Annotated in this window: 18 protein-coding genes and 1 pseudogene; 12 read left to right on the top strand and 7 right to left on the bottom strand. The window is 67.9% G+C overall.

The features are described from left to right. Positions 1 to 18: 18 nt before the first annotated feature. A pseudogene (locus tag QMZ16_RS05125) lies at positions 19 to 444 on the bottom strand (protein-disulfide reductase DsbD domain-containing protein); the annotation flags it as partial. A gap of 102 nt (positions 445 to 546) precedes the next feature. Here QMZ16_RS05125 and QMZ16_RS05120 point away from each other — a divergent pair. Next, the gene (locus tag QMZ16_RS05120) at positions 547 to 1,140 is read left to right on the top strand and encodes a YqgE/AlgH family protein (RefSeq protein WP_282602386.1); all 594 of its coding nucleotides are present in this window, start codon (positions 547 to 549) and stop codon (positions 1,138 to 1,140) included. A gap of 19 nt (positions 1,141 to 1,159) precedes the next feature. Here QMZ16_RS05120 and map read toward each other — a convergent pair whose 3' ends face one another. Further along, the gene (map, locus tag QMZ16_RS05115; protein ID WP_022706961.1) at positions 1,160 to 1,957 is read right to left on the bottom strand and encodes a type I methionyl aminopeptidase; all 798 of its coding nucleotides are present in this window, start codon (positions 1,955 to 1,957) and stop codon (positions 1,160 to 1,162) included. A gap of 108 nt (positions 1,958 to 2,065) precedes the next feature. Here map and QMZ16_RS05110 point away from each other — a divergent pair, with 108 nt between their 5' ends. Then, positions 2,066 to 2,806 (top strand): molybdopterin-binding protein, encoded by a 741-nt coding sequence (locus tag QMZ16_RS05110; protein WP_022706960.1) that lies wholly within the window; start codon positions 2,066 to 2,068, stop codon positions 2,804 to 2,806. Further along, positions 2,803 to 3,525, top strand: coding sequence for a GNAT family N-acetyltransferase (locus tag QMZ16_RS05105; protein WP_282602385.1), 723 nt, complete (start codon positions 2,803 to 2,805; stop codon positions 3,523 to 3,525). Before QMZ16_RS05110 ends, QMZ16_RS05105 begins: the two co-directional genes overlap by 4 nt. Here QMZ16_RS05105 and QMZ16_RS16285 read toward each other — a convergent pair. Both QMZ16_RS16285 and QMZ16_RS05090 read right to left on the bottom strand, forming a co-directional pair. After that, entirely contained in the window at positions 3,507 to 4,772 is a 1,266-nt protein-coding gene (locus QMZ16_RS16285; RefSeq protein ID WP_348984650.1) for a DUF4202 family protein, read from the bottom strand. The genes QMZ16_RS05105 and QMZ16_RS16285 overlap by 19 nt on opposite strands. A gap of 65 nt (positions 4,773 to 4,837) precedes the next feature. Beyond that, the gene (locus QMZ16_RS05090) at positions 4,838 to 5,872 is read right to left on the bottom strand and encodes an FAD-dependent oxidoreductase (protein ID WP_282602406.1); all 1,035 of its coding nucleotides are present in this window, start codon (positions 5,870 to 5,872) and stop codon (positions 4,838 to 4,840) included. A 30-nt stretch (positions 5,873 to 5,902) separates the two neighbouring features. Between QMZ16_RS05090 and mnmD the strand changes: the two genes are divergently transcribed. From mnmD to QMZ16_RS05075, 3 genes are all read left to right on the top strand, one after another. Beyond that, positions 5,903 to 6,586 (top strand): tRNA (5-methylaminomethyl-2-thiouridine)(34)-methyltransferase MnmD, encoded by a 684-nt coding sequence (gene mnmD, locus QMZ16_RS05085; RefSeq protein ID WP_282602384.1) that lies wholly within the window; start codon positions 5,903 to 5,905, stop codon positions 6,584 to 6,586. A gap of 80 nt (positions 6,587 to 6,666) precedes the next feature. Then, complete coding sequence (locus tag QMZ16_RS05080; protein ID WP_282602383.1) at positions 6,667 to 7,605, top strand: ABC transporter ATP-binding protein; 939 nt, start codon at positions 6,667 to 6,669, stop codon at positions 7,603 to 7,605. Between the two features lie 5 nt (positions 7,606 to 7,610). Then, positions 7,611 to 8,372, top strand: coding sequence for an ABC transporter permease (locus tag QMZ16_RS05075; protein WP_028725706.1), 762 nt, complete (start codon positions 7,611 to 7,613; stop codon positions 8,370 to 8,372). Here the strand turns inward: QMZ16_RS05075 and QMZ16_RS05070 are convergent, their stop codons facing one another. Then, positions 8,373 to 8,828, bottom strand: coding sequence for a hypothetical protein (locus QMZ16_RS05070; protein WP_282602382.1), 456 nt, complete (start codon positions 8,826 to 8,828; stop codon positions 8,373 to 8,375). It abuts the gene before it with no gap. A gap of 135 nt (positions 8,829 to 8,963) precedes the next feature. Between QMZ16_RS05070 and rimO the strand changes: the two genes are divergently transcribed. Genes rimO through QMZ16_RS05045 form a run of 5 tightly spaced genes read left to right on the top strand, consistent with a single transcriptional unit; the run spans position 8,964 to position 13,854 of the window. Then, a complete protein-coding gene (gene rimO, locus QMZ16_RS05065) occupies positions 8,964 to 10,328 on the top strand; it encodes a 30S ribosomal protein S12 methylthiotransferase RimO (RefSeq protein WP_282602381.1) in 1,365 nt (454 codons plus the stop codon). 35 nt (positions 10,329 to 10,363) lie between these two features. Further along, positions 10,364 to 11,242, top strand: coding sequence for a sulfotransferase (locus tag QMZ16_RS05060; protein WP_282602380.1), 879 nt, complete (start codon positions 10,364 to 10,366; stop codon positions 11,240 to 11,242). A gap of 58 nt (positions 11,243 to 11,300) precedes the next feature. Beyond that, a complete protein-coding gene (gene ettA, locus QMZ16_RS05055; protein ID WP_022706951.1) occupies positions 11,301 to 12,956 on the top strand; it encodes an energy-dependent translational throttle protein EttA in 1,656 nt (551 codons plus the stop codon). Further along, positions 12,956 to 13,426 carry a GIY-YIG nuclease family protein gene (locus tag QMZ16_RS05050; protein WP_282602379.1) on the top strand — a complete coding sequence of 157 codons (471 nt, stop codon included), beginning with the start codon at positions 12,956 to 12,958 and terminating at the stop codon, positions 13,424 to 13,426. Before ettA ends, QMZ16_RS05050 begins: the two co-directional genes overlap by 1 nt. Beyond that, entirely contained in the window at positions 13,396 to 13,854 is a 459-nt protein-coding gene (locus QMZ16_RS05045) for a DUF4357 domain-containing protein (protein WP_282602378.1), read from the top strand. Before QMZ16_RS05050 ends, QMZ16_RS05045 begins: the two co-directional genes overlap by 31 nt. Here QMZ16_RS05045 and QMZ16_RS05040 read toward each other — a convergent pair. Both QMZ16_RS05040 and QMZ16_RS05035 read right to left on the bottom strand, forming a co-directional pair. After that, positions 13,817 to 14,866: a mechanosensitive ion channel domain-containing protein gene (locus tag QMZ16_RS05040; protein ID WP_282602377.1), complete on the bottom strand. Its 1,050-nt coding sequence runs from the start codon at positions 14,864 to 14,866 to the stop codon at positions 13,817 to 13,819. The genes QMZ16_RS05045 and QMZ16_RS05040 overlap by 38 nt on opposite strands. 184 nt (positions 14,867 to 15,050) lie before the next feature. Next, positions 15,051 to 16,931: an acyl-CoA synthetase gene (locus tag QMZ16_RS05035; RefSeq protein WP_282602376.1), complete on the bottom strand. Its 1,881-nt coding sequence runs from the start codon at positions 16,929 to 16,931 to the stop codon at positions 15,051 to 15,053. A 255-nt stretch (positions 16,932 to 17,186) separates the two neighbouring features. Here QMZ16_RS05035 and QMZ16_RS05030 point away from each other — a divergent pair, with 255 nt between their 5' ends. Next, positions 17,187 to 17,729 carry a CAP domain-containing protein gene (locus QMZ16_RS05030; protein ID WP_282602375.1) on the top strand — a complete coding sequence of 181 codons (543 nt, stop codon included), beginning with the start codon at positions 17,187 to 17,189 and terminating at the stop codon, positions 17,727 to 17,729. Positions 17,730 to 17,793: the final 64 nt, after the last annotated feature.

Here is a 17,793-nt window from a genome sequence, read left to right as displayed (position 1 = left end):
CGTCAGATGCGCGGGCACGCAGATGTTCTCGCACAGGCCAAGGTCGATATCGACGGCGATGCGCATGGGGTCGGCGGGGTCGGCAGCCTCGGCGGTGAGGGGCAGGACCAACCTGTCGCGATAGCCCATTTCCCGCGCGTCGCCGCTGTCGATGGCCTCGGGCGCGGGCCAGTGCAGGTGCACCCGCGCCAGGTTGGCCGAACGCGTCCAATCGAAATCGGGCGGCAGGCCGCTGTCGCCGGGGCTGCGCCAATAGGTCTTCCAGCCGGGTTCCAGGTCCAGCTCCAGCGCAAGGACGCGTCGGCCGGCCTCGTCGGTCCATCCGGGCAGCAGCCGCGCGGATGCCAGGCCCGGCGGCAGGTCGTCCGCCCATGCGGGCAGGGCCAGCAGCGTGGCGCAGATGGCGGGCAGAATCGGGCGAAGGGCAAGCTTACTTGGCAACATGGGCCCACCTAGCCGCCCACGCACCCGCAACGGAAGTAACAAACGCGCGCATGGCTTGCGATTTGCCCGATGACACCCGATCTTGAACGGAAAGGAGACGCGATGACCACAGATACCCTGACGCATGACCAGCCCGAGAACCTGACCGGCAAGATCCTGATCGCGATGCCGGGCATGTCGGACCCCCGCTTCGAGCGCTCGGTCGTGCTTGTCTGCGCCCATTCCGACGAGGGCGCGATGGGACTGGTCCTGAACCAGCCCCTGCCCGAGATCCATTTCGGCGACCTGCTGGAACAGCTGGGCATCGAGAAGGGCGAGGATATCCGCCGGATCGAGGTGTGCTTCGGCGGCCCGGTCGAGCCGGGGCGCGGCTTCGTGCTGCACAAGGTCGCCCAGCACGGGCAGGACCCCGAGGGGCGCATGCGCATCAGCCCCGCGCTGGCGATGACGACGACGCGCGACATCCTCGAGGATCTGGCGATGGGGCAGGGTCCGGAACAGGCGGTGCTTGCGCTCGGCTATGCCGGATGGGGGCCGGGGCAGCTGGAATCCGAGATGCTGGCGAATGGCTGGCTGACGGGCGAGGGGCAGGACGACCTGATCTTCGATCCCGACCACGATGCGAAATGGCAGCGCGCGCTGCGTGCCCAGGGCATCGACCCGTCGCTTCTGTCGGCGGCGGCAGGGCGGGCCTGAGCGGCCCGCCATCCCGACCTCAACCCAGGTCGGGGAAGAACTTGTCCGAAGGGGTGAAGATCTCGCAGCCATCGGCGGTGACGCCGATCGAATGCTCGAACTGCGCCGACAGGGACTTGTCGCGCGTCACGGCGGTCCAGTCGTCGGCCAGCACCTTGGTTTCCGGGCGGCCCAGGTTCACCATCGGCTCGATGGTGAAGAACATGCCCTCCTCCAGCACGGGGCCTTTGCCCGCGCGGCCGAAATGCAGGACGTTCGGGGGCGCGTGGAACACCTTGCCGATGCCGTGCCCGCAGAAGTCGCGGACCACCGACATGCGCTGCCCTTCGGCATAGGACTGGATGGCCGCGCCGATATCGCCGAAGGTCGCGCCCGGACGAACGACCTCGATGCCCTTCATCAGCGCGTCATGCGTGACCTTCAGCAGGCGCTGCGCCTTGATCGGCGCGCGGCCCGCCACGTACATGCGGCTGGTATCGCCGAACCAGCCGTCCACGATCACGGTCACGTCGATGTTCAGGATGTCGCCATCCTTCAGAACCTTGTCGCCCGGAATGCCGTGGCAGACGACGTGGTTCACGCTGATGCAGCTTGCGTGCTGATACCCGCGATAGCCGATCGTCGCCGAGGTCGCGCCCAGTTCCTGGATGCGGCGGGTGATGAAATCGTCCAGCGCGGCGGTGGTGGTGCCCGGTTCGACCAGCGCGCCCACCTCGTCCAGGATCTGCGATGCGACGGCCCCCGCCTTGTGCATTCCGGCGGAATCGCCGGGCATGTGGATGCGGATGCCTTCCTTGGTCGTGCGGCTGTCGTTCATGGCGGGTCCTTATCTGGGCTTCCCCCCTAGATAGACGCCGTGACGCACTTGTTCCACCCCCACCCGCGCGCATAGATGTTGCGACCACACAGCGAAGGACGAAGCAAGATGCAGTCGGACAACCCCACCGCCGCGATCCTCGTCATCGGGGACGAGATCCTGTCGGGCCGCACCCGCGAGGGTAATGCCCACCACCTGGCCCAGGTCCTGACCGCCACCGGCTTCGACCTGCAGGAGATCCGCGTCGTGTCCGACGACCACGACCGCATCGTCGATGCGATCCGGGCGCTGGATGGCAGCCTTGGCGGGGCCTGGGACCTGCTGTTCACCTCGGGCGGGATCGGGCCCACGCATGACGACATCACCGCCGACGCGGTCGCCGCGGCGCATGGCACCACCGTCACCATCGACCCCGAGGCCCGCCGCCTGCTGCAGGAACGCTGCGACCGCATGGGGACCGAACTGACCGAGAACCGCCTGCGCATGGCCCGCATCCCCGTGGGCGCGACGCTGATCGACAACGCGGTATCGGCCGCGCCCGGCTTCTCGATCGGGCGGACGCATGTGATGGCGGGCGTCCCCGAGGTGTTCCGCGGCATGGTGGACTGGCTGATCCCGCGCCTGCCCAAGGGCCGCCCGGTCCAGTCGCTCAGCGTCGAGGTGCGCCGCGGCGAAAGCGACGTCGCCGAGGAGCTGAAGGCGATCGCGGGCGATTTTCCGGACCTGTCGCTCGGATCCTATCCGTTCCATGACGATGGCGGCTGGGGGACGAACCTTGTCGTGCGCGGGCTGGACACGGATCGTGTCGCCCATGCGATGGACGTGCTGAAATCGCGGCTGGCGCTGTGACGCGCCCCGCACCGGCCATTGCCGCCGCGTTCGAGGCCAGCTGGCCCGCCATGGAAACCCGCATCTTCGGCGGCATCGCCGTGGGCCGCGGCGCGGGGGCTGGCGGGCGCGTCAGCTCGGCCCGTGCCGTGGCCGAGTGGAGCGTGGACGACCTGGACGCCGCCGAGGCGCAGCACCGCGACTGGGGCCAGCGCATCCTGTTCCGCGCCTGGGACGACGACGACCGCCTGATGACCGCCCTGATCGAGCGCGACTGCGCCATCGAGATCCCGACACTGGTGATGTCGGCGCCGGTCTCGTCGCTGATCGACCAGGATGTGCCGCCGGTGACGGGCTTCGCGATCTGGCCGCCCCTGGCGATCCAGCGCGACATCTGGTCGGCGGGCAACATCAACCCCGCGCGGCAGGGCGTGATGGACCGCGTGGCCCATCCCAAGGCCGCGCTGCTGGGCCGCATCCAGGACCGCGCGGCGGGGGCGGGCTTCGTCGCCTGCCACGAAGGTGTCGCGATGATCCACGGGCTGGAGATCCTGCCCGCCTTCCGGCGCATGGGCCTGGGGTCCTGGATGGTCCGCACCGCCGCCTTCTGGGCGGCCGAGCAGGGGGCCGAGACCCTCGCCCTTGCCGTCAGCCGCGCCAACGAGGTCGCCCGCGCGACCTATGGCGCCCTGGGGTTCACGGTTGCCGGCAGCTATGCCTATTACGGGCGCGACAGCTGAGCCGCGATCGACTTCGCGATCATCGCCGGGGCTTCGGGCGCAAGGCCGATCGGGTCCAGCCGAGGCCCGTCGAAGCCCGCGGCGTCCAGCGCCTCGGGCAGGTCGTCGGTGACATGCTCGGCCCGCAGGGCGAACAGCGGCAGGCTGATCGCGCGGTGCAGGTCGCGCGCCGCATCCGCGATGAAGGGTTCCTGTTCGACGAAGCCCGTGACCACGCGGGCGAAATGCGGTGACAGCGTCTCGGCCAGCGCCTGCGTGATGGTGAAGCTGGCCTGGCTGCGCTGCGATCCATGCGCCGACAGAAGCAGCGTGACCTCGGACAGGGGCCAGCCTTCGGCATCGGCGGCCTCGCGGGCCTTGGCCACGATCAGGTCGGGCAGGCCCGCATCGGTGCCGAAGGGGCGCATGATATGGGCGGCGGGGGCGCCGGCCTCGGTCAGGCGGCGGGGCAGCTCGGTCCCGGTGAACCACCCCTCGGCCATGAACATGGGATAGACGATGCAATCGGGCGTCACCGCATCCGCCAGCGCGCCCGGTTTCGCCAGCGTCGCGCCGCGCACCGGCAGGCCGGGATTGCAGGCGGCGACGGCGGCGGCAAGATCCTCGACCGCCTGCTGCTGGGGTTCGGGATCGCCCGGCTGGCCGTGCGAGACGATCACCGCGCAGGCGGGCGGGCCGATGCGGTCCGCGATGCGGAACAGGCGCGCGAATTCCTCGGGCATCTCGAATTCGGCCAGGGCGCGGGCGCGTGCGCCTTCGGACATTTTGCGGGCGGTCTTCTCGATGATGCGGGGCATGCGCTCATCGGGCTGGGTCGCCATGAAATCGCCCAGGTACCAGCGGATGAAGGTGAAGCAGATCACGTCCTCGAGTGCCTGCACGTCGGGGTCGCGCTTGAGCCCCTGCTTGCGCAGCATCCGGCCCGCGCGGTCTATATCGGCGGCGTCGTATCCCGCATCGGCCATGATCGCGCCCACGCGCTCGGCATGGCGGCGCCCCTGTTCCTGGCGCCATTGCAGGTATCCGGGGCGGTTCATCGGAAAGCTGTCGCGCGGCAGCTTCCAGCGTTCGATATGCTGGCCGCGGCAGGCAATGCGCAGCACGTCGTCGGCATCGGGGAACAGGCGTTCCTGTTCCTGCGTCATCCGCCGACCATAGAGCAGGTTCGCAGGCTGGCCGTCCTCGTGGCCCGGATCCTGCGCGTTGGCTGCGTCGATGCCGTCGAAGGCGGTGGTCAGGCGTGTCATGGCTGCGTCCCTGCGTGGCGTTCTGCCCTGCAGGATGCGCGGGGCGGGCGACAGGCGCAAGCGGGTCAGGGCAGGGCGGTTGTGTCAGGGAAATCCGCGCGCCCCGCGATCACGGCATCGGCGGCCAGGTCCGCGATGATCGGGGCCATGCCGAAGCCGATCTTGAAGCCGCCATTGGCGATCCAGTGGCCGGGGCGGTCGGGCCAGGCGGCCAGGATCGGCGCGCGGCTGCGGGCGCGGGGGCGCAGGCCCGCCCAACGGTCGATCACGGGCGCATCGCGCAGCGCGGGGCAGATCGCGACCGCGCGTGCCAGGATGTCGTCCAGCTGGTCGTCGGGGCGGTCGTGGTCGAAGCTGTTTTCCGACGTGGATCCGACAGCAATGGTCCCGTCATCGTGCGGGACGACATGCAGCCCGTCCGCGAAGACCTGCGCGGCCCCCGGCGCGGGATGGCGCAGCAGCAGCGACTGGCCCTTGACCCCCTGTCCGATCCTGCGACCAAGCGCGTCGTTCAGGTGCAGCAGACCCTCGGTGCCCGTGGCCCAGATGGTGGGGGCGTGATCCTGCGGCGCGGGGTCGCCCTCGATCACCTCGCCGCCCTTCGCGCGGATCGCGCCCGCAAGGGCCTCCAGCGCGGCGCGGGGGTTCAGCCGCGCCGTCAGCCCGTCATGCAGCCACAGGCCCGTGGGGCTGTCGGGCACCAGGCCCCCTGGCGCGTCGGTCAGCGACATCCATGCATCGCGGGGCCAGCGCTCTCGCGATGCCTCGATCCGGTGCTGCAGGCGGGGCAGCTGCGCGCGATCCGCCACGGGCTGGATGCGGCCCGTGCGCCCGTAACCGGACGGCAGGCCGGACGCGTCCTCGATCTCGGCCCAGAAATCGGCGGCGCCCAGCAGGCTGGTCAGCTGCAGCGCCTTCTTGGGGTTCCAGTTCTCCGGCACATGCGGCGCCAGCGCACCCACATGCCCGCCCGAGGATCCCGCGCCGATCGTGCGGGCCTCGTGGACGCGCACGGCCACGCCGCGCCGTGCCAGCCGCCACGCGCAGGCCAGCCCGAATATCCCGCCGCCCGCGATCCGCACCAAAGCCCCGCTTGCCAATTCCATCGCGATCCCCGAATGCTGCGCCCCATGCACATAGCCGACGATCCATCCGAATACGAGCCGCCGCTGGAGTGGCGCGAGGGGGGCGTGCCCGTATCGACGCGCTTCGACGACCCCTATTTCAGCCTTGCGGGCGGGCTGGCCGAGACGCGCCACGTCTTTCTGGACGGCAACGACCTGCCCGCGCGACTGGTGCCGGGCTTTCACGTGGCCGAGCTGGGCTTCGGCACTGGGCTGAACGCGCTGGCGCTGGCGCGGATCGCGGATGTCCGGGTCCGCATGACCAGCTTCGAGGCCTATCCCATGACCGCCCCGCAGCTGGCGCAGGCCCATGCGGCATTTCCCGACCTGGCCGATCTGGCGGCGCAGCTGCGTGCAGGCTGGGACGCGCTTCTGGCGGGCCGTTGCGTCACGGTGGGGCAGGTCGTGCTGGACCTGCGGCTGGGCGACGTGACCGACGCGCTGCCTGCGTGGGACGGGCGGGCGGATGCGTGGTTCCTGGACGGTTTCTCGCCCGCCAAGAACCCGCTGATGTGGTCCGACGCCATCATGGCCGAGGTCGGTCGCCACACCGCGCCGGGCGGCAGCTTTGCGACCTATACTGCCGCGGGCCATGTCCGCCGCGCGCTGACAGGTGCCGGATTCGAGGTCGCCCGCATCCCCGGTTTCGGCACGAAGCGCCACATGAGCGTGGGTCGTCTGCCCATCTGAATGTGATCACGCGTCTGGCAATCGGGGTCCCCCATGCCTATCTGCCTGCCCGAGGGCGCGAAACAGCGGGAAACAGACGCATGAACGCGATCATCGAGATCGACAACATATCGAAGCAATACGAGGGCGGGACCAAGGCGCTGGACGGCGTCAGCCTGTCCATCGACCAGGGCGAGATCATCGCCCTGCTGGGACCGAACGGGGCGGGCAAGACGACGCTCATCTCGATCATCTGCGGGCTGGTGACGCCGACGGGCGGCACGGTCCGCGTGGGCGGTCACGACATCCGCAAGGACTGGCGCGCGGCGCGACGCCTGATCGGGCTGGTCCCGCAGGAGATCGCGCTGGAGCCGTTCGAGAAGGTGATGAACTGCGTGCGCTTCACGCGGGGCCTGTACGGGATGCCGCCGGACGACGCCTATATCGAACGCATCCTGCGGGCGCTGGCCCTGTGGGACAAGCGCGACGCGGCCACGCGCGAATTGTCGGGCGGCATGAAGCGCCGCGTGCTGATCGCCAAGGCGCTGGCGCATCAGCCCAAGGTGCTGTTCCTGGACGAACCCACCGCGGGCGTCGATGTCGCCCTGCGCCGCGAGATGTGGCAGGTCGTGGGCGAGCTGCGCCGCGAGGGCGTGACCATCATCCTGACGACGCATTACCTGGAAGAGGCCGAGGAGATGGCCGACCGCGTGGGCGTCATCAACAAGGGCAACCTGCTGCTGGTCCGCCCCACCGCCGAGCTGATGGGCGAGTTCGGGGCCAAGACCCTGACCATCGAGCTGGACAGCCCGCTGGAGGATGTTCCCGCATCGCTGGCGGATCGCGGCCTGACGCTGACCGATGGCGGGCGCCGGCTGGATTACGAATACGACGCCAAGGCCGACCGCACGGGCATCGCCCGGCTGCTGGGCGACCTCGCGGCCGAAGGGGTCAGCGTGCGCGACGTCTCGACCCGTCAGTCCAACCTCGAAGAGGTGTTCATGTCGCTTGTCGACGGCAACAAGGAGGGCGCGGCATGACCGGCATCAACTGGCGTGGCGTCTGGGCCATCTTCCACCACGAGATGACGCGGTTCTTCCGCACGATCATGCAGTCGCTGCTGTCGCCGGTGATTTCCACGACCCTGTATTTCGTGGTCTTCGGCGCGGCCATCGGGGGCCGGATCGAATCGGTCGAGGGCGTGCCCTATGGCGCGTTCATCGTGCCGGGCCTGATGATGCTGACCATCCTTCAGCAATCCATCAGCAATGCCAGCTTCGGTATCTATTTCCCGAAGTTCAGCGGCACGATCTACGAATATCTCGTGTCGCCGGTCGGCTGGCTGGAGGTGACGATGGGCTTCGTCGGCGCGGCGGCGGCCAAGGCCATGCTGATCGCCTTCGTGATCCTGCTGACCAGCTTCTACTTCGTGGGCGCGAACATCCTGCATCCGTTCTGGATGCTGGCCTTCCTGTTCCTGACCGCGATCGGCTTCAGCCTTCTGGGCTTCATCATCGGGCTGTGGGCCAAGAATTTCGAGCAGCTGCAGATCATCCCGCTGATGGTGGTGACGCCGCTCGTGTTCCTGGGCGGGGCGTTCTACTCGGCCGACATGCTGCCCCCCTTCTGGGAAGGCGTGGCCAAGCTGAACCCGGTGCTCTACCTCATCTCGGGGTTCCGGTGGTCCTTCTTCGGACTGGCCGACGTGCCGGTGGGCGTGTCGCTGTTCGCGGTGGCGCTGATGGTCGTGATCTGCATGGCCGTGATCCGCTGGATCTTCGCGACCGGCTGGCGCCTGCGGGAATGATCAGCGCAGCTTGATGCTGTCGCAGATGCGGGTCTGGGGATCGAGGCGCACATATTCGCGCGCCGAGATCACCTGCATGTCCAGCGACCGGTTCCAGCCGCCGAACCAGCGGTCGCGGACCCCCCCGCGATAGAAGTTGCCCATGATCTGATCGACATAGGGCGGGATGATCTGGGTGTTGGGGATGCGGGGCGCATGGAACCCGATCCGCGACCCCGGCCCCAGGCAGGCATTGGGCAGCGTCGTCAGGATCGTGCAGGCCGAGCGGCAATAGCCGCGGATGCGTACCGTCTTGCCGGACTTCGCCAGTTCCTGCCTGCGCTGGACCATCTGCAGCACGTTGCCGCCCTTGTCGTTCCACACGTCGATATAACGGCCCTGCTGGGCATGGGCCGCAGGGGCGATCCCGCCAAGGGCGACGATCAGGGGCAGGGCAAGGTGCAGCGTCTGTTTCATGGCAGGCATCTTCGCGGCAAAGCGGCACAAGGGAAAGTCACGTTCCGGCGAATTCTGCCACGCCTGCGCGGGAATCGGCGGGGCCTGCCTGCCTTGCCCCTTTTGCGGCGCGCGCGAATCGCTTATCTGCGGCGGATGCAGCAGAACCCGCCCGAACTTCGCCCCGACCTTGCGCGTGCGCGCATTCCCGATGAACGCCGCGACGGCCAGCCGACCATCGGCATGGTCAGCCTCGGCTGTCCCAAGGCGCTGGTCGACAGCGAACGCATCCTGACGCGCCTGCGCGCGGAAGGTTACGCCATCAGCGCCGATTACCAGGGCGCGGATGCGGTGATCGTGAACACCTGCGGCTTCCTCGACAGCGCCAAGGCAGAGAGCCTGGACGCCATCGGCGAGGCGCTGCAGGAAAACGGCCGCGTGATCGTGACGGGCTGTCTGGGGGCCGAGCCCGAATACATCACGGGCACGCATCCCAAGGTTCTGGCCGTCACCGGCCCGCATCAATACGAACAGGTGCTGGACGCGGTGCATGGCGCGGTGCCGCCCCGGCCCGATCCCTTCATCGACCTGCTGCCCGCATCGGGCGTCAGCTTGACGCCGCGCCATTACAGCTATCTGAAGATCTCCGAGGGCTGTAATCACAAGTGCAAGTTCTGCATCATCCCCGACATGCGCGGCCGCCTTGTCAGCCGCCCCGCCCATGCCGTGGTCCGCGAGGCCGAGAAGCTGGTCGAGGCGGGGGTCAAGGAACTGCTGGTCATCAGCCAGGATACCAGTGCCTATGGCCTCGATCGCAAATACGAGACCGAGCGCGGGCATCGCGCCCATATCACCGACCTGGCCCGCGACCTGGGGTCGCTCGGGGCCTGGGTGCGGTTGCACTACGTCTATCCCTATCCGCATGTGCGCGACCTGATCCCGCTGATGGCCGACGGGCTGATCCTGCCCTACATGGACATCCCCTTCCAACATGCCCATCCGGACGTCCTGAAGCGCATGGCCCGACCGGCGGCAGGCGCGAAGACCCTGGACGAGATCGCCGCATGGCGCAGCGTCTGCCCCGACATCACCCTGCGTTCCACCTTCATCGTGGGCTATCCCGGAGAGACCGAGGCCGAGTTCCAGACCCTGCTGGACTGGCTGGACGAGGCGCAGCTGGATCGCGTCGGTGCCTTCCAGTACGAAAACGTCGCCGGTGCGCGGGCCAACGACCTGCCCGATCACGTCGCGCCCGAGGTCAAGCAGGACCGCTTCGAGCGCTTCATGGAAAAGGCGCAGGCCATCAGCGCCGCCAAGCTGGAGGCCAAGGTCGGCAGCCGGATCGAGGTGATCGTCGATTCCATCGACGACGAGGGCGCGACCTGCCGCACCAAGGCCGACGCCCCCGAGATCGACGGCAACCTGTTCATCGATCAGGGCTTTGAAGCCCTGTCGCCCGGCGATATCGTCAGCGTCACGGTGGACGAGGCCAGCGAATACGACCTGTGGGGGCGGCTCTGACGCGATTGCCGGTCCCTGCCCATGAAAGGACCGGCATGACCCAGTCGATGTTGACGATCAGCCCCGCCTTCGATCCCGAGGGCGCCCCGCGCAAGCCCGGAGCCCTGTGCATCGGGGCGCAGAAGGCCGGAACGTCGTGGCTGGCCCAGATGCTGGGCCAGCATCCGCAGGTCTGGATCCCCCCCTTCAAGGAGGTGCAGTATTTCAACTTCCTGCACGTCCCCGACCACCAGCGCTGGATCCGCTGGCATTACCGCAACAAGCCGCAGGAGATCCGCGAACGCCATAAGGCACGGGGCGTGCCGATGCCCGAGGCGCTGGACGCCTATCTGAAGGGCATCACGGGCGGCAAGATGTTCCACAACCAGTGGTACAAGCGCGTCTTCGCCCCCGCGCCCGTCCATGCGACGCCGATGGATTTCACGCCGGAATACTCGACCCTGCCCGCCGAAGGGGTCGCCGCGGTGGCCCGGCTGCTGCTCAAGGCGCGCGTCGTCTACCTGGTGCGCGATCCGGTCGATCGGGCGATTTCGCAGCTGCGCATGAACCTGCGCCGGGCGGGGCGCGAACCGGCCACGGTCGCGGAATGGATGACCGAGCTGGACGATCCCGTGCTGTTCGACCGGGGCGATTACGCGTCCTACATCCCGCGCTGGCAGGCGCATTATCCCGACATGCTGATCCTGCCCTTCGGGCGCATCGCCACCGCGCCCCATGCCGTCCTGGAAGCGGTCGAGGATCACCTGGGGATCGGGCCGATGCCCTATGCCAACATGGGCAGCAAGGTCTTCGCGAACCCCAGGGGCCTGATGCCCCCGCCCGAGCTGCGCGAGGAATTGTCGCGCCGCATGGCCCCGCAATACGACTTCCTGCGGTCGCATATGGGCCCGGATTTCATGGCCGAGCTACGCTGACCTTTCACCGGCGCGCCCTTTCGCTTATGTGGGGGCAAAGCTTTCCAAGGAGTTTCCGATGGCGTCCTATCAGTTCGTCTACCACATGGACGGCGTGTCCAAGACCTATGCCGGCGGCAAGAAGGTCTTCGAGAACATCCGTCTGAACTTCCTGCCCGGCGTCAAGATCGGCGTCGTCGGCGTCAACGGCGCGGGTAAATCCACCCTGCTGCGCGTGATGGCCGGCTGGGACAAGGATTTCACCGGCGAGGCCTGGGCCGCCAAGGGCGCGACCGTGGGTTACCTGCCGCAGGAACCGCAGCTGGACGAGAGCCTGGACGTGCGCGGCAACGTCATGCTGGGCGTCGCGGGCAAGCAGGCCAAGCTGGATCGCTACAACGAGCTGGCGATGAACTACTCGGACGAGACCGCCGAGGAGATGGCCAAGCTGCAGGACGAGATCGACGCCGAGAACCTGTGGGATCTGGACAGCCAGATCGACGTCGCGATGGAGGCACTGCGCTGCCCGCCGGACGACGCCGACGTGTCCACCCTGTCGGGCGGCGAACGCCGCCGCGTCGCGCTGTGCAAGCTGCTGCTGGAAGCGCCCGACATGCTGCTGCTGGACGAACCGACCAACCACCTGGACGCGGAAACCATCGCCTGGCTGCAGAAGCACCTGATCGAATACCAGGGCACGATCCTCTGCGTCACGCACGACCGCTACTTCCTGGACGACATCACCAGCTGGATCCTGGAACTGGATCGCGGCCGCGGCATCCCCTACGAGGGCAACTATTCCGCATGGCTGGAACAGAAGGCCAAGCGGCTGGAACAGGAAGCCCGCGAGGACAAGTCCAAGCAGAAGGTGCTGGAGCGCGAGCTGGAGTGGATCCGCGCCGGTGCCAAGGCCCGTCAGGCGAAATCCAAGGCGCGTATCGCCGCCTACAACGAGATGGCCGGCCAGTCCGAGCGCGAGAAGCTGTCGCGCGCCCAGATCATCATCCCGAACGGCGAACGCCTGGGCAACAAGGTGATCGAGGTCGCGGGCCTGAAGAAGGCGATGGGCGACAAGCTGCTGATCGAGGGGCTGGACTTCAGCCTGCCGCCCGGCGGCATCGTGGGCGTCATCGGTCCGAACGGCGCGGGCAAATCGACGCTGTTCCGCATGCTGACCGGCAACGAGCAGCCCGACGAGGGCGAGATCACCTATGGCGACACCGTGCAGCTGTCCTATGTGGACCAGTCGCGCGACGCGCTGGACCCGAACGCCACCGTCTGGGAGGAGATCAGCGGCGGAGCCGAGCAGATCGTGCTGGGCGACGCGCAGATGAACAGCCGCGCCTATTGCAGCGCCTTCAACTTCAAGGGCGGCGACCAGCAGAAGAAGGTCGGCCAGCTGTCGGGCGGTGAACGCAACCGCGTGCACATGGCCAAGCTGCTGAAATCGGGCGGCAACGTGCTGCTGCTGGACGAACCGACCAACGACCTGGACGTGGAGACCCTGCAGGCGCTGGAAGCCGCGCTGGAGGACTTCGCCGGCTGCGCGGTCATCATCAGCCACGACCGCTTCTTCCTCGACCGTCTGTGCACGCACATCCTGGCATTCGAGGGCGACGCCCATGTCGAATGGTTCGAGGGCAACTTCGAGGCCTACGAGGAAGACAAGATCCGCCGCCTCGGCCCGGATTCGATCGAACCCAAGCGCGTGAAATACAAGAAGTTCACCCGCTGATGGCACGGGGCCGGTCCGTCAGGCTGTATCTGGCCGAAGGATCGGCCACCGGCATCCTGACGGCCGAGATCGTCAACTGGACGGGCCATGTCCTGGCCGGGCCGCGTGCCCGGCTGGAGGTCGCGCTGGGGCGCGCCGAGCTGGCCCGCACCGGCATCTACCTGCTGGTGGGCGATGCGGCCCAAGGCGATCTACCTGCCGTCTATGTGGGCGAGGGCGACAGCATCGGTCAGCGGCTGCGCGCCCATGCCCAGGACGAGACCAAGGATTTCTGGGACCGCTTCGTCGCCGTCACCAGCAAGGACATGAACCTGACCAAGGCGCATGTCCGCTTCCTCGAGGCGCGGCTGATCGCCATGCTGACGGATGCGCGCCAGTCGGTCGTGACGAACCGCACCGCCCCGAATTCGAGCGCCTGCCCGAGGCCGATGTCGCCGACATGGAGGGCTTCATCGAGGAGCTGGAGCTGATCCTGCCCGTCATCGGCATCCACCTGCTGCGGCGTCCGCGGGTCCGCGCACCCCAGCCCGCCATCGTGGCAGAGCCCGCCCCGCGATTCGTGCTGGTCCACGAGGGCAGAGGGATCGATGCCGTCGCGACCGAGGAAGAGGGCGAGTTCGTCCTGCTGGCCGGATCGCGCGGCAGCCTGCATCGCGGGCCGTCGTTTCACGACCATATCGCGCTGCTGCGCGACCAGGCGGTGGAAAGCGGCCGCGCCGTGGCCGAGGAGGACGGCCTGCGCCTGGTCGAGGACATCGCCTTTTCCAGCCCCTCGGCCGCAGCGGTGTTCCTGTTCGGCACATCGCGCAACGGACGCACCGACTGGCTGGTCGAGGGCGGCGCCGAGACCTATGGCGCCTTCAATACGCGTCGGCTGGCGCAGGTTCCCACCGCGTGACGGCCCGCAGCTTCGGCAGCGCCGCGCCGTCGCCCGCCTGCAGCCATTCAAGAAGCTTCTCGCGGATCTCGCAGCGCAGGTCGAAGGCGCGGGGGGCGCTGCGGGCGCTGGCCAGGATGCGGATCTCAACCACGTTCTCGCGGAAATCGGTGACCTGCAGGACAAAGACGTCGCGGTCCCACAGGGGGGATGCCTCGACGATGCGCCGGGCTTCGGCGCGCATCGCCTCGACCGGGGCGCGATAATCGACATAGATCATGACCGTGCCCAGCAGCGTGGAATCATTGCGGGTCCAGTTCTGGAACGGCTGCTCGATGAAATAGTTCAGCGGTACGACCAGCCGTCGCTTGTCCCAGATGCGGATGACGACATAGGTGCCGTTGATCTCCTCGATATTGCCCCATTCGCCCTCGACGATGACGGCGTCGTCAATGCGGATGGGCTGGGTCAGCGCCAGCTGGATGCCCGCGAACAGGTTCTTCAGCAGCGGCTGCAGCGCAAGGCCGACCACGATCCCCGCCGCACCCGCCGAGGCCAGCAGGCTGACGCCGTATTGGCGCACGCCCTCGATCGTCATCAGCGCGGCGCTGGTCCCGATGGCGATGATCAGGACGCCGCCCACGCGCTGCAGGATGCGCGACTGGGTGACGTGCTTTCGCGCCATCAGGTTGTCGTCCACGTCGATCCGGTAGCGGCGCAGGTGCAGGCTCATCCAGATGTTCAGCGCGGCGCGGGCGATCAGCGTGAGGCAGGCGATGAAGGCGATCAGCAGCAGGTGCCGGATCAGCCCGCCTTCCTTGTCGGGAAGCGTCGCGAAATTCGCGGCGAAGGAAACCGAGGCGATCAGGATGGCCAGCCGGACGGGCATGCGGGTCTGGGCCACGAGGTTCTTCCAGAAATCGTCCCCGTTGCGCAGGATCCGCCGCGCCACCGCGAAGATCGCCGAGGCCGCGAACCATGCGACCACCACCGCGATTCCGAAGAAGATGATGTTTTCCCACAATACCGGCATGCCCTGTCCCCTTGGCCAACGCGTTCAGGGGTGAAGGCACGGCCCCGCGGAACCGTTCCCGTCAGCACTTCAGGAATGCGCGACCTTCATGGGGTTGCCGCCCCTTCGGGCACGGATGGCCTGCAGGGGCGGCAACGGGGGCCGGTCTGGCCCCGTCGCCTGCCGTCTTCTGGCCCAATCCCTGTCAGGCCCAGTCCCACTGGCAGGTGAACTGGCCGAGGCGCGATTTCACGTCGCCCTCGTCCGCGCCGTCGCGGGCGATGCGGGCCACGAGGCCGCGCTTCTTGTCCTCGACCACCTCGACCACATGGGCACCGGTCCCCTGCAGGGCCGCGTCATAGACGCGGGTGATGGCCATGCGGCGCAGGTCGGGCTTGAAGATCTTGCCCACGGCGGTCTTGGGCAGCTCGGACAGGATCTCGATATGCTTGGGGATCGCGGCGCGTTCGTGGATATGCGATTTCGCATGCTCCAGCAGCTCCTCGACGGTGACATGGCCGTCGGTCGTCAGTTCCACATAGGCGCAGGGCAGTTCGCCCGCGAAGCTGTCGGGCTGGCCGATCGCGCCCACGAAGGCGACGGCGGGGTGGGACAGCAGCCCCTCCTCGATCTCGGCGGGGTCGATATTGTGACCGCCGCGGATGATCAGGTCCTTGGCGCGGCCCGTGATCCACAGATACCCGTCGGCGTCGATGCGCCCCAGGTCGCCCGTGCGCAGGTAACGTTCCTCGGCGAACAGGTTATGGTTCTTGTCGGCCTCGGTATAGGTCGAGCCGGGGAAGACGCCGGGATTGCCGACGCAGATCTCGCCCACCTCGTCCACGCCGCATTCATGCACCTGACCGCCATCGGAATGGTTCAGGATGCGGACATGCGTATAGGGCAGGGGGATCCCGACCGAGCCCACCTTCTTGACGCCCGCGACGGGGTTGCAGCTGACCAGGCAGGTGGCCTCGGTCAGGCCGTAACCCTCGGATATCTCGACCCCGGTGGCGGCCTTGAAGCGGTTGTACAGCTCGATCGGCAGGGGGGCCGATCCCGACAGCGCGGTCTTGAGCGATCCGACATTGGCATCGACCGGGCGCTGCATCAGCGCGGCGATGGCCGTGGGAACGGTGATGAGGAAGGTTGCCTGCCAGCGTTCGATCAGCTTCCAGAAATTGTCGAAGACGCCGTCGCCGCGATAGCCCGCGGGCGTCGGCATCACGGCATGCGCCCCCGACGCGATGCAGGACATCAGCACCGGATAGGCCGCGAAGACGTGGAACATCGGCAGCGGGCACATCAGCACGTCCGTCTCGTCGAACAGCAGCGTGCCGCCCAGCCAGCCGTTATAGATCATGCCGGAATACTTGTGCTGCGCGACCTTGGGCGTGCCGGTGGTGCCGCCCGTGTGGAAATAGGCCGCGATGCGGTCCTGCCGGGGGTCGTCGAATTCGAGGCGCGTGTGCTTCTGCGCGCTGACCGCAGCTTCGAAGTCGAGGACCTTGGCGTGATGGGTGGCGGTGACCTTGGGGCGGATCAGCGGCACGATGAACCGCTTCACGCCGCGCAGGTGGCGGTTCAGGTCGATTTCCACGATATGGGTGACGTTCGGCGCGGATGCCACGGCCTGGGCGGCCTTCTGCGCCACATCGGTCTTGGGGAACGCCTTGAGCGTCACGAGCACCTTGGCATTGGTCTCACGCAGGATGCCGCCGATCTGCTGGGCGTCCAGCAGCGGGTTGATCGGGTTCACGATCCCGGCGGTCGCACCGGCCAGCAGGACGACAGGTGTCTCGATGCTGTTCGGCAGCAGATAGGCCACGGTGTCCTGCGGACCCACGCCAAGACTGCGGAACAGGTTCGCGGTTTCGGTCACGCGCTCCAGCGTCTCGCGCCAGGTCAGGGTGGTGGCGTGATCCTTGGGGCCGGCCAGCAGCTGGAAGGACAGCGCGGGGCGATCCGGGAACCGTGCGGCCGTGCGCGACAGGAACTCATAGATGGTGACCGGCAGGTCGCGCCCCTCGTAGGGGCCCTCGTTCTCGATCCGGTCGCGGTCGTCGTAAGTGCTGAATTTTCCCATCGCTTCCTCCCTTGAAGGGCCCGTTCCCGGCCCTCCCCCTCGCGGCGAAGGATTGCCGGATTGCGCATGTCGGGCAAGGGGCGCGGCCCGGTGCCCCGCCGAAACGCCGCGTCATTGTGTCCGCGACCATGCGCAGCCTTGGCGGAAAATCGCAAGCGGGTGCGAATGCCGCTGCGTCATGTCGGGACGGGGTGGGTTGGTAACCTTTCGCGTGTATGAAGCGTTCAATCACAAGGCGAACGAACGGAGCGGCCCATGTCGGATCGAAACAGATGGCTTGCGGGAACCCTGCTGGGCGGGGTCCTGATGATCGCGGCCTGCGCCCCGGAACCCGGCGACGGCCCCGCGACCGACCCCTATGCCGTGCAGGTGGCCGAGGCGGGCGATGCGGAATGCATCGCGGCCTCGTCCGAGGCGAACCGGATCGGCGTGGCGGCCACGAACCGCGCGAGGGCGCGACAGGGGCTGCCCCCGATGCAGCCCGATCCCGTCCTGGCCGAGGTCGCGGCAAGGCACGCCTGCGACATGGCGGAACGCGGGCGGATGACGCATTTCGGAAGCAGGGCGCGGATGCCGTCGGACCGGGCGAAGCGCATGAACTATCAGCCGATGATCATCGCCGAGAATATCGCGGCGGGGCCGTATGATCTGCAGCGCGTACTGCTGGAGTGGAACCGGTCCGAGGGGCATCTGGAAAACATCATGCAGCCCCTGGTTCGCGATTACGGGATCGGACAGGCGATCGGCGCGGATGGCCGCACGCGGTACTGGTCCGCGGTCTATGCGGCGCGGAAATAGCGCGGCCCCGAGGGGGAGGGGCGCGTTGCCCGGCCATCGAGGCCGGGCAACGCGCTGCCTTCCG

This window comes from Paracoccus sp. PARArs4 (assembly GCF_947311865.1).
Lineage (GTDB): Bacteria > Pseudomonadota > Alphaproteobacteria > Rhodobacterales > Rhodobacteraceae > Paracoccus > Paracoccus zeaxanthinifaciens.
This window is presented reverse-complemented; position numbering and strand designations above follow the sequence as displayed.